Origin of the sequence: Neobacillus drentensis, from assembly GCF_036962765.1 — a bacterium.
GTDB classification, from domain to species: domain Bacteria; phylum Bacillota; class Bacilli; order Bacillales; family Cytobacillaceae; genus Neobacillus; species Neobacillus drentensis_C.
On the sequence record NZ_JBALOS010000024.1, the window covers coordinates 1 to 11,317 of the forward strand.

Genomic DNA, 11,317 nt, shown 5'->3' on the forward strand with positions numbered 1-11,317 from the left:
TACTTACGGTTTCGACTTCAGGTACTGGCTCTGTTATTTCATCAAATTCCTCGATCACATCAACAACCACTTCATCATCGGAAACACTTTCCTCATTTTCATTAAATAATTCTGATTCATCATCAGTTACATCAGCCATTACCTCATCTTGGAGGAAAGAATCTTGTTTTACTTTTTTAATTTTTCCAAGTGCAATTGTCCTCTTAACAGCGATTCCAATTACTTCATCAATTAGTTCAGTGAATTGATCGAAATCCACATTATTTTCGCCGCTATTTTGGATGACATTTAGAAAATCCTGATGAAATAGATTAAATTCTTGTTCGAACTGTTCGCGGTCCATTTCTCGGAAAGAGGTACCTTTAATACGAATAAATCCATAAATTAATTTACTCAATACCTTGGAAACTGCTTGTAATTCCAACGGGCTTAATTCAGTATCATTCGTTAGATAATAATGGACATCCCGAAGTGTTTGATAATAGCTCTTAAAATTCCTGCTTATTTCTAAGAAATCTAATTTACTCATTAGAAATATCCCTCCCTATTTATTTAATGTATAATATTTGGAATTAGTGCATATCTCCTTTTTTTTATAAGGATATGTATGGAATATGCATATAGAAGGGATTATTTTTATGAAGGTGATAAATTTTATTAAAGAATGGCAGAGGGCTCTACAACATGAAATCCTCCATTTGAAAAAATATGGCAGTAATAAATTTCTTGTTTCTAATGGAAGGCTTTTATCCACAGAAGGATCCTATACATACTATTTCGATACCGCGCTCTCTCTCCGTATACCCATTGGTTCTCAAGTACGACTCGAATGGGGAAGTATGAAACAAAATGGACGTGTCCTTTCTTCTGAAGGTAAAGGCGTAATGCTTGCCATGGAGCAATCTTTTGGAGATTTAATTGGTGAAGCGCAGCTATTTCACGATCCATGGGAACTACTCGAACAGCTTATAGAGCGCCTCGATGAAATGAAAAAAAATAAGCAGAAACGAATCAGAGTAAAAAGGTTGATGGACCCATCCATGCCTGCTAAGCATCCGGTTGAAAAAAGGAAAAGCAATGTTCATGAACTTGTTTTACGATCGAAATACAACCCTGTTACCTTTGTTTGGGGCCCGCCTGGAACAGGGAAAACTTATACTTTGGCACGAGTAGCCGCTAATAAGTATTTTCAGGAAAAGAAAGTGTTGATATTATCACACAGTAATCAAGCAGTAGATGTTCTGATAAGTGAAATATCTACTTTTATTCAAAAGAAAGACCGTTTCCGTGATGGGGATGTACTTCGTTATGGATTTAATACAGGGGAGCAGCTCGAACATCATGAAGCAGTGACCACTAGTCAACTTCTTCAGAAAGACAATCCCCAGCTTGCAGACGAGAAAGAAATGTTACTTGATGAACGACGTAAACTGAAGCAGGATATTGCCCGTTCCTTTAGCAAAAGGGATACCAATCAATTGCTAGAACTAGAGACCAAAATTGCTAAGATTCTTGACAGGATTCGCCAGAAGGAACTTGAATTTATCCAGGATGCGTTTATCGTCGGGACAACACTTGCCAAAGCAGCAGGTGATGCGGCGATCTATGAAAAAGAATTTGACATTGTCATCCTCGATGAAGCCAGTATGGCTTATGTTCCTCAAGCTGCTTTCGCTGCGACACTCGGTAAGCGCGTCATTATTTGTGGGGATTTTAAACAATTACCACCGATTGCATCCGCTCGTGATCCATTAGTCACCATGTGGTTAAAGGAGGATATCTTTCATCGCGCAGGTGTTGTCGACTGGGTTAATGACGGAATGCTGCATCCGCATCTTTTTTTATTAAAGGAGCAACGCAGAATGCACCCAGATATTTCTGCATTCACGAATCAGTACATCTATCATTCACTTGTCGGTAACCACGAAAGTGTTATCAAAACCAGAAAACCTATTGTAGATCTTGCACCCTTTCCAGGCATGGCTGCAGTACTTCTCGATACCAGTCATCTTGGGGCTCATTGTATATCAGAAAAGGGGTCACATTCGCGCATGAATTTATGGCAGGTGTTATTGTCTTTTCAATTAATTCATGAATCCTATATGGCCGGGGAACGATCGATTGGTTATGTTACCCCATACCGTGCGCAAGCGGATTTAATGGAATTAATACTTGCGGATTTATATGAAAAGGAACTCTCAACGGCTGATATTATCGCTGCCACCGTGCACAGGTTTCAAGGCAGTGAGCGTGATGTCATGGTCTTTGACACGGTGGAAAGTGAGCCGCAGACACGGGCAGGGATGCTCCTAACCGGAAAGGATAGTGAGCGATTGATTAATGTTGCCATCACCAGAACGAAAGGAAAGTTCATTCATGTCAGCAACCAGTCTTTTATTCGAAATCATGTTTTTCATCGTAAAACACTTCGACAGCTGGTGGAACATCAGGTAAGGAATCAGCAAACAATTGGAACAAAGGATATTGGAAAATGGATTAAGAATCAGCACCCAAGATTAGATTGGATGCATGCTCGTAAGTTAGAGAAAGTAATCCGAGATATTGAGTCTGCTAAAAATTCGATTCTTCTTTCTTTACCGGAGCAAACAGTCCTACCTGAACAATGGAAGGTTCAGTTGCAAAACCGGAACCAATCCGTAAAATTAACGGTTTTGGCTGGGGAATCATGGAAAGAATTACAGCCTGATCATATCCTTTCCGTCAGCTTGTCGTTTCCATTTATCATCATCGACGAGCAGCTCTTATGGCTTGGTTTACCTTTAGAGGCGAACAAGGGTGTCCATCCCCCCTATATTGCCGCTAGACTCCAATCGGAAAAGGTATGTGAGTATTTGATCGGACAGTTCCAGACGAGGCAGTAGTTCATTGTATAACACAAAAGTTTTGTCAAATAGACTAATTTGATAATAGTTTGACACGATAATCTAATTTAATTAAAATTAGATTATATAATCTAATTTTTGTTAAAGGGGAAAATAAATGAATGCTCCGATATCGATTTTTATTCTTGATGTAAGCAATTCCAGTGCCGGAAAAATGGCGGAGGAACTTACCATTTATTTGGATGAAGTAGTCGACTGGATTACTTGTTGGACAAAGAATATTGGTCCAATCCAAATTAAGCATCGGGCCGGAGATGAAATTATTTTTGTCGGTCCTGGTTATTCTTCTGCTTATACCATTGCCTTTTTTGTCAGTAGGGTGTGGAAATACAAAGATCATATGCCTTATTTTGGCTTGGCCTTTGGTGATATAGAAAAGGAATTAAAGGAAGTCGATATTGAAAAATGGATCCACCCTTTGGTCAAACAAGCAAGATATGCGAATGATTTAATAAAACAAGAAAAAAATAGAATGCTCTTTAAGTTTGAACTCGATCAGTTTTACCCAATTGAGACCCTTCATTTGTTACCGTATCATCAGTTCAGAAATGAATTTGAAACACTGATCAATGCATTGCTACATTTACAGTTGAAATTTATTCAAAATCAAACGGATATACAGGAGCTTGTATGTTCCCTTTTCCTTATTTTAAATCAGCAAAAGGGGGTTGCAAAAATCCTTGGCAGAACGGCTCCGACAATATCGAGTCATTTTAAAAAGGGAAATAGTGAAGAAATCCTAGATACATTTACCAAAATAATTAGTATACTGCATTCATTACAAGAAAAAGCATATCCTGGAAATGCAATTAGTCCAAAAGATACCAGCGAGAATCTAACAACAAGCATTCGGAATCATTTAAAGTCGATACTGAAAACATTAATCGATTCTTAGATTCCATAATAAAGAGAGAGGAGAAACCATGTTATTTTTCAGTCTAGTCCTTGCCCACTTAATAGCAGATTTTTATTTACAAACAGATGACATGGTCATTGAGAAACGCAAAAATCTACGGAAACATACTATTCACCATTTTTTCATGACTACAATCGTTTTAATCGGATTCTGGGTACACGAGTTTCATTTTAAGAATGTCCTTCCTAATCTGTTCCTTCCTTTAATCGCGATTGTAATATCGCATTTTATCGTGGATTATTTTAAGATTAAGCTGCTAGATAAAATGAAGATGACGAAAGAAGAAAACATGAAGCGGCTGGGTTACTTTGTTTTTGATCAGGGACTTCATCTAGGCGTCATTTTATTTGTATGTATGCTCTGTTTTCAGTTTGAAATAAAAGGGTTAATCAAGGATGGGGGATTAGGTTTTATTGATTCTGTTTTGTTTATCATCATCATTGTCATTTTAGCCACAACTGTAAGCGGGCATATGATCAAGATTCTCTTAGGGTCCCTGCCAAATCAACTATTAACCTTTGAGGGGAAGTATTCGTTTAAAAATGAGCGCAATGAAACTGAGTTTATACATAAGGGTAGAAAGGGACTAACAGAGGAATATAATTATACCGTTTTTAGTAAGCATGATCTTTCACGGGGAAAATTAATTGGCTATATTGAGAGATTGCTAGTATTATTGTTAACATTTTATAGTTCCTATCCAGCGATTGGGTTTATTGTGGCAGCCAAGTCTATTGCCCGCTTTAAACAAATGGATGACAGGGACTGGGCAGAATATTTTTTGCTTGGAACACTAACCTCGATGTTCTTAGGAATTACCCTAGGTATTTTATTAAAAGCCGTCCTAACATAAAGCAGATTGAGACTAAGCATCCAGTGGGGTGCTTTTTTAATTTGTGGAATGGATTCAAAGTAATTGACGAGATGCTAAAATAGTATTACTATTATCTCATATTCGAGATAATTGAATTTAAGATATTTATCATTTGGACGGTTAGGAAATGATTAAGTATCGAACAATAATTGTAAGGTGCATTTAGAATGAGGAAGGGGATGGACAACATGAAACATATTTTTCAAAAGGGGAAAGACACATCGAAACCAACTTTTTTATTGCTGCATGGGACGGGCGGAACGGAGTTAGATTTGATTCCACTCGCAGGTAAAATTGATGAGGATGCTTCATTTTTAAGTGTGCGTGGAAATGTCCTTGAGAATGGGATGCCGCGATTTTTCCGAAGATTAGCAGAAGGTATTTTTGATGAAGAGGATCTTATTTTTCGTACAAAAGAATTGTATGAATTTCTAGACGAGGCTTCACAAAAATATGAATTTGATCGAAATAATGTCATCGCGATTGGATATTCCAATGGTGCCAATATTGCGGCGAGTTTGTTGTTCCATTATCAAGATGCGTTAAAAGGAGCCATTCTTCATCATCCAATGGTCCCTTTAAGAGGGATTGAATTACCAGACTTAACAGGGGTATCCGTATTTATAGGCGCAGGGACAAACGATCCGATTTGTTCACCATTGGAATCAGGTGATCTCGAAAAATTGTTGGAAAATGCGAATGCGAAGGTCCATCTTCACTGGGAGCATAATGGACACCAATTAACCTATAGCGAAGTCGATGCAGCAGCGGCTTGGTATAATAAAATCAATAAATAAGACTATCTTTAAGAGCTAATCCGATTGTTTTCGGTTAGCTCTTTTTCTAAAATTTTAAAATATTCTATTGACTTTTATTCATTTTCTAAGGATAATCAAAGAAATTATAAATCGAAAACAGTTTGGGATTAGTAAATCTTTGGAACGTGTTAGAGAGTGAAACCCATCGGCTGAAAGGTTTCTAACGGAAAAAAGATTGAACCTGCCCTCACACACACTGCTTATGCAAACATAAGCCGTCACCCTCGTTACGGGTTCAAAGTGGGTGCATGGCATCAATAAAGGTGGTACCGCGGAAACGACTTTCCGTCCTTTTTTAAGGACAGGAGAGTCGTTTTTTATTTTTTAAAAGAAGGGTTCGAGGGAAATGAAAAAACAGTTGGTGGTTGTAAAGATTGGGAGCAGTTCGCTTACGAATGCCTCAGGGACAATTTCTGAAGAAAAGATTCGAGACCATGTAGAGGCGCTTGCTTTTTTAAAGGGGCAAGGGCATGATGTCATTCTTATTTCTTCTGGTGCAGTTGCCGCGGGATTTGGCTTACTTGGTTATCCAACTCGTCCCAAAAGTGTGGCAGGGAAACAGGCCGCCGCAGCTGTGGGACAAGGGCTCTTAATGCAAAATTATATTCAGTTGTTTAATGAGTATGGGATAGTACCAGCACAGATTCTCTTAACTCGTGAAGACTTTTATAGCCAAGTCCGCTTTCATAACCTCTTTAATACCATTCATGAGTTACTTCAAAAAGGTGTCATACCGATTATTAATGAAAATGATTCGGTGGCGATTGAAGAATTGACTTTCGGCGACAATGATATGCTGTCCGCTTTAGTAAGTGGCTTTTTACATGCGAACGCATTGATGATTGTAACGGATGTCAATGGTTTATATGATGGCAATCCAAAAACGTCTAAGGAAGCTAAGAAATATCATTTTATCTCTGAAATATCTGACAATCTCTTAGGAGTTGCAGGAGAAGCCGGTTCCTCGGTAGGAACGGGCGGAATGAAATCAAAATTACTAGCTTCAAAAAAAGCTCTCTCCCTTGGGGTCAGTGTTTTTGTCGGTACAGGAAAGGGTAAGGAAAAACTGGTTGATATTCTGGCTGGTAAAGGGGATGGGACGTATATTGGCGGACCATTCCAAACGCAAATGCAAATGAGAAAGCAATGGATTGCTTACCACTCACAAGTAGGTGGTGTGATTGTAATTGATGACGGGGCGGAGAAGGCTGTGTTGTTCCAGGGAAAAAGTTTATTGCCTGTTGGAGTGACAAATGTAATAGGTGAATTTAATGCTCTAGACGTTGTCGTGGTCCGCAATCAAAAAGGGAGTATCGTTGGGAAAGGACAAAGCTACTATTCTTCTAAAAATCTACTAAAAGTAAAAGGTATGCCAAGTGAACAGTCAAAAGATTATTCGATTAATAAAAAAGCAGAAGTGATTCATCGTGATAATTGGGTCACGATGACTAAGGAGTGATAACAAATGAGTGAGTTACTAGAGAAAGCAGGCAAATTAAGGAAAGCAGCCAAACAATTGGGAATGCTGTCAGCAGAGGAAAAAAACGAAGCACTAATGATGATCGCTGACCAATTATTGAAGGACAAAGAATGGATCATTGCTGAAAATGCCAAGGATATTGAAGCAGGAACGGAAAATGGATTATCCCCGTCGCTGTTGGATCGTCTGCTGTTAACAGAAGAAAGAATCGAACAAATTGTGGATGGTGTTCGTCAGTTAATTGAATTGAAGGATCCAATTGGCGAAACAATTGAAGCATGGGACCGTCCAAATGGGTTAAAAATCGAAACGATCCGAGTTCCGCTCGGAGTGATTGGAATGGTGTATGAAGCGCGTCCCAATGTTACCGTTGATGCAGGAAGTCTTTGTTTAAAAGCTGGGAATGCTGTTCTTTTAAGAGGGAGTTCTTCGGCGATTCATTCGAATAAAGCGCTCGTTCATGTCATGCGCAAGGCGCTTGCAGAAACCGCTGTACCAGCGGATGCTGTTCAACTTTTGGAGGACACAAGCCGGGAAACGGCATCAGAAATGTTTAAATTGAATCAATACCTCGATGTCCTTATCCCGCGCGGCGGTGCAGGGTTAATCCAATCGGTCATCCAAAATGCAACTGTGCCAGTTTTGGAGACCGGTGTGGGTAATTGTCATGTGTTCATTGATGAAACGTCCAAAGAAAAGATGGCCATCGACATCGCGATCAATGCGAAACTACATCGTCCATCGGTTTGTAATGCAGCAGAAACCCTGCTCATTCACAAAGAATGGCCGTATGCAGCTGAAATTTTACAAGCTTTACATGACCAAGGGGTAGAACTGCGTGGGGATGAAGAACTAGCATCCGACTATCCGTTTGTGAAGCAGGCAACGGAAGAAGATTGGTGCAGTGAATTTTTAGCTCCGATTTTGGCTGTAAAAAGGGTAAATGATGTGAAGGATGCGATTGACCATATTGACCTGTATGGGACAAGACACTCCGAGGCAATTATCAGTGAAGATCCAGATAATGTTCGTTTGTTTTTCCAGGCAGTCGATGCAGCGGTATTATATCATAATGCATCGACTCGATTTACCGATGGAGAACAGTTTGGCTATGGGGCAGAAATCGGAATTAGTACCCAAAAGCTTCATGCCCGTGGACCAATGGGGCTCCGTGCACTAACAACGACAAAAGCGATTGTTCGTGGTTCAGGACAAATTCGTTCATAGGAACCAACATACAAAACAGGTAAGGATGCTCGTTCATCTTTACTTGTTTTTTCATTTTTGGGGTCAGTACTATCCAATCAAGAGGAAAATTTGCTATAATTAATAATAAGGCAAACATATATTCTGGTTATGATTTTTTAGTGAGTTGGTGATTTAGTGACAGATGCTATTTCTATATCCGTAAGAACTCTCGTTGAACATGTATATCGTAGTGGCAGTATTGATTCACGTTTCCGGTCACAATCCACGCTCCTAGATGGAACAAGGATTCATCAAATGATCCAGAAAACGTATCAAGAATCCGATCGAAAAGAGGTATACCTCCGCGCTGAAGTCAAGGCTGAGGATCTTTCCTTCATTATTGATGGAAGGTGTGATGGGCTGTTGTTTCGTGATGACGAGGTGGTCATCGACGAAATTAAATCGTATTCACTGCTTACCGAGCAGATCCAACAAGGCGGCTATCCTGTTCACTGGGCCCAAGCGAAACTGTATGCCTATATGTATGCGAGGGACAATGATTTACAAGAAATTTCTGTTCAGCTTACCTATGTCCATGTTGATACACTTGATAAGATATATTTCAAAAGAAATTATCACTTCACAGAGCTCGAAGTCTTTCTGGGACAAATAATCGTGGAGTATTCTCCCTATGCAAATCTTCTCCATGAACATCGCCGAAACCGGAATAAGAGCTGTAAAGAGCTTGCTTTCCCATTTGATACCTACCGTGAGGGACAACGGAAATTAGCTGGAGTCGTGTACAAGACGATTTTCGATAAAAAAAATCTATTTGCTAAAGCGCCAACAGGAATAGGGAAAACCATCTCGACACTTTTTCCTTCCGTAAAAGCAATCGGAGAAGGTCATTTGGACAAAGTATTCTACCTGACAGCTAAAACGATCACCCGGACAACAGCCGAAGAGGCGTTTAAGAAAATGCGTGCTTGTGGTCTTTGTATGAACACCGTTACGATAACGGCTAAAGATAAAGTCTGTTTTAAGGACGAAACCAATTGTCAAAAGGATTACTGTGAATTCGCCAACGGTTATTATGATCGGATTAATGGTGCGATTCTTGATATATTATCGAATGAAACGGCGATGACTCGAGACGTAATCGAAAATTATGCAAAGAAACATACCGTCTGTCCCTTTGAATTTTCGCTTGACCTTGCCTATGCAGTCGATTGCATCATTTGCGATTACAATTATGTATTCGACCCGCGCGTCTCCCTAAAGCGTTTGTTTGAAGAACAAAAGAAGTCTGCTGCTTTATTGGTAGACGAGGCCCACAATCTTGTGGATCGGGGACGGGAGATGTTTTCATCTTCCATAAACAAAGATCAATTTCTTCAATTGAAAAAGGAATTTAAAGGTATCAATAAAGAGATAGTTGACGCTGCTGGTAAACTAAATGCATGGTTTCTAGCACTGAAAAAAGCAAATTCGGAGAAACATGAGTTTACAATTGATAATCTAGATGAAGAATTGATTGAACACTTGCTGCAATTTGTAATAATGACAGAGCAAGTTCTTCCCACCTTAACGTCACAGACACTTCTAGAAGCGTATTTTACAGCCAATCATTTTTTGAAAATGGCAGAGTTTGTTGATGAACACTATATTATTTATGTGGAAAAAGTGAAAAATGATTTGACGATTAAACTTTTTTGCATGGATCCATCTAAGCTTCTTAAACAAATGGGAAAGGGATATCGATCCAAGATCTTCTTTTCAGCAACACTTTCGCCATTATCCTATTATCAAGATCTACTTGGCGGGCGGGAGGATGATTATGCGCTATCTATCCCTTCTCCATTTTCTAGTGATCAGGTCGATGTCCATATCCATCCATTGTCCACCCGCTACCGGGATCGAGACAAGACGAAGGAGTCGATTGTTTCCGTCATTCAATCATTGATTAAAAGCCGGCCCGGGAACATATTAATTTTTTTCCCATCCTACCAGTATTTATTGGCTGTTTATGAGGAGTTCAAGCAACAGGACGATGAAACAAAAACGATCATTCAAGCAACTGGGATGACTGAAGCGGAAAGAGAACACTTTTTGGGGGCCTTTTTGCCTAACCAAACAGAAACCTTACTGGGCTTTGCTGTTCTTGGCGGGATTTTTTCAGAAGGTGTCGATTTAATAGGGGATCGCTTAAATGGGGTCGTCGTTGTTGGTGTCGGCTTGCCGCAACTTTGTTTTGAACGGAATCTCATTAAGGATCATTTTAATCAAAGAAACAAAAATGGTTATGACTATGCCTATGTCTATCCTGGCATGAATAAGGTGCTTCAAGCAGGGGGACGTTTAATTCGCTCGGAAGAAGACCATGGAACGATTGTATTAATCGATGATCGATTTTTACAACGACAGTATCAACAGCTTCTGCCGCCTGAATGGCAGCAGTATACGCTTGGTTCTCCTAAACACGGATTAATCCTATAAAAACCCTTATGGAATCTTTTCCATAAGGGTTTTGTGATGGTTATATAAGAAATGTTCCAGATACCATAAAGCTAAACAAGGACCCAAGAATTAAGCCTGTTGCCGCAAAAAAGGTTAAGATAGAACCGTGGACCTGACTGCGCTCACAGAAAGTCATAATTCCCATGAATACTGCCCCAACCCCAAATAGGAGAGGCATAAAGACAAGTGAAATAGCAAAGAACAACCAGCCCAAGATGACATAAGTTATTCCTTTCTTTTTACTAGAGGAAGATGCTTCATGCTGAAACGTTACACTACCGCAAGTTTGACAAATATTTGAGTTGACCCCCTCGTAGGATCCTCCTGAAGAATTAAACATTTTACCCACCCCAATCTTATTTTTTAAAAATACTGAATATTATAAAAATTAATCTCAGATTACCATAATTTTATAAAAATACAAGTGATAAAGATTATATCTTTAAATAAAAAGTGAATTTTTTTCCTTTTTTTTGAAAAAAGTCAAGTTTCCAAACACTGTTAAAATATTTATTTTTGCAAAATAGGAGACATTTTTATATTTATTACATATAATTAAAGAAAAGTTGCACACGGTAAAAACTTTGAAGGAGGGGAAAGAGAGATGGATAAACCTAATAT

Annotated in this window: 9 protein-coding genes; 7 read left to right on the forward strand and 2 right to left on the reverse strand. The window is 39.1% G+C overall.

What is annotated here, in order from left to right; translation table 11 throughout:
* Window positions 1–529: hypothetical protein (locus tag V7137_RS03830; protein WP_335696834.1), on the reverse strand; the 529-nt coding region annotated here is incomplete at its 3' end.
* A 109-nt stretch (window positions 530–638) separates the two neighbouring features.
* On the opposite strand from V7137_RS03830, the gene V7137_RS03835 reads away from it, so the two are divergent.
* From V7137_RS03835 to V7137_RS03865, 7 genes are all read left to right on the forward strand, one after another.
* Complete coding sequence (locus V7137_RS03835; RefSeq protein ID WP_335696835.1) at window positions 639–2,882, forward strand: DEAD/DEAH box helicase; 2,244 nt, start codon at window positions 639–641, stop codon at window positions 2,880–2,882.
* Between the two features lie 118 nt (window positions 2,883–3,000).
* Entirely contained in the window at window positions 3,001–3,798 is a 798-nt protein-coding gene (locus tag V7137_RS03840) for a hypothetical protein (protein WP_335696836.1), read from the forward strand.
* 28 nt (window positions 3,799–3,826) lie between these two features.
* A complete protein-coding gene (locus tag V7137_RS03845) occupies window positions 3,827–4,672 on the forward strand; it encodes a DUF3307 domain-containing protein (RefSeq protein WP_335696837.1) in 846 nt (281 codons plus the stop codon).
* Window positions 4,673–4,881: 209 nt separating this feature from the next.
* The gene (locus V7137_RS03850; protein WP_335696838.1) at window positions 4,882–5,490 is read left to right on the forward strand and encodes an alpha/beta hydrolase; all 609 of its coding nucleotides are present in this window, start codon (window positions 4,882–4,884) and stop codon (window positions 5,488–5,490) included.
* A gap of 367 nt (window positions 5,491–5,857) precedes the next feature.
* Window positions 5,858–6,970: a glutamate 5-kinase gene (gene proB, locus V7137_RS03855; RefSeq protein ID WP_335696839.1), complete on the forward strand. Its 1,113-nt coding sequence runs from the start codon at window positions 5,858–5,860 to the stop codon at window positions 6,968–6,970.
* 6 nt (window positions 6,971–6,976) lie between these two features.
* On the forward strand, window positions 6,977–8,218 hold the full coding sequence (locus V7137_RS03860; RefSeq protein WP_335696840.1) for a glutamate-5-semialdehyde dehydrogenase: 1,242 nt from the start codon (window positions 6,977–6,979) through the stop codon (window positions 8,216–8,218).
* Between the two features lie 156 nt (window positions 8,219–8,374).
* Entirely contained in the window at window positions 8,375–10,675 is a 2,301-nt protein-coding gene (locus V7137_RS03865) for an ATP-dependent DNA helicase (RefSeq protein ID WP_335696841.1), read from the forward strand.
* 40 nt (window positions 10,676–10,715) lie between these two features.
* Here V7137_RS03865 and V7137_RS03870 read toward each other — a convergent pair whose 3' ends face one another.
* Window positions 10,716–11,036: a hypothetical protein gene (locus V7137_RS03870; protein ID WP_335696842.1), complete on the reverse strand. Its 321-nt coding sequence runs from the start codon at window positions 11,034–11,036 to the stop codon at window positions 10,716–10,718.
* Window positions 11,037–11,317: the final 281 nt, after the last annotated feature.

Coding starts and splice junctions, on each gene's coding strand:
- V7137_RS03835 (WP_335696835.1), top strand. CDS start 639: ATGAAGGTGATAAATTTTATTAAAGAATGGCAGAGGGCTCTACAACAT.
- V7137_RS03840 (WP_335696836.1), top strand. CDS start 3,001: ATGAATGCTCCGATATCGATTTTTATTCTTGATGTAAGCAATTCCAGT.
- V7137_RS03845 (WP_335696837.1), top strand. CDS start 3,827: ATGTTATTTTTCAGTCTAGTCCTTGCCCACTTAATAGCAGATTTTTAT.
- V7137_RS03850 (WP_335696838.1), top strand. CDS start 4,882: ATGAAACATATTTTTCAAAAGGGGAAAGACACATCGAAACCAACTTTT.
- proB (WP_335696839.1), top strand. CDS start 5,858: ATGAAAAAACAGTTGGTGGTTGTAAAGATTGGGAGCAGTTCGCTTACG.
- V7137_RS03860 (WP_335696840.1), top strand. CDS start 6,977: ATGAGTGAGTTACTAGAGAAAGCAGGCAAATTAAGGAAAGCAGCCAAA.
- V7137_RS03870 (WP_335696842.1), bottom strand. CDS start 11,036: ATGTTTAATTCTTCAGGAGGATCCTACGAGGGGGTCAACTCAAATATT.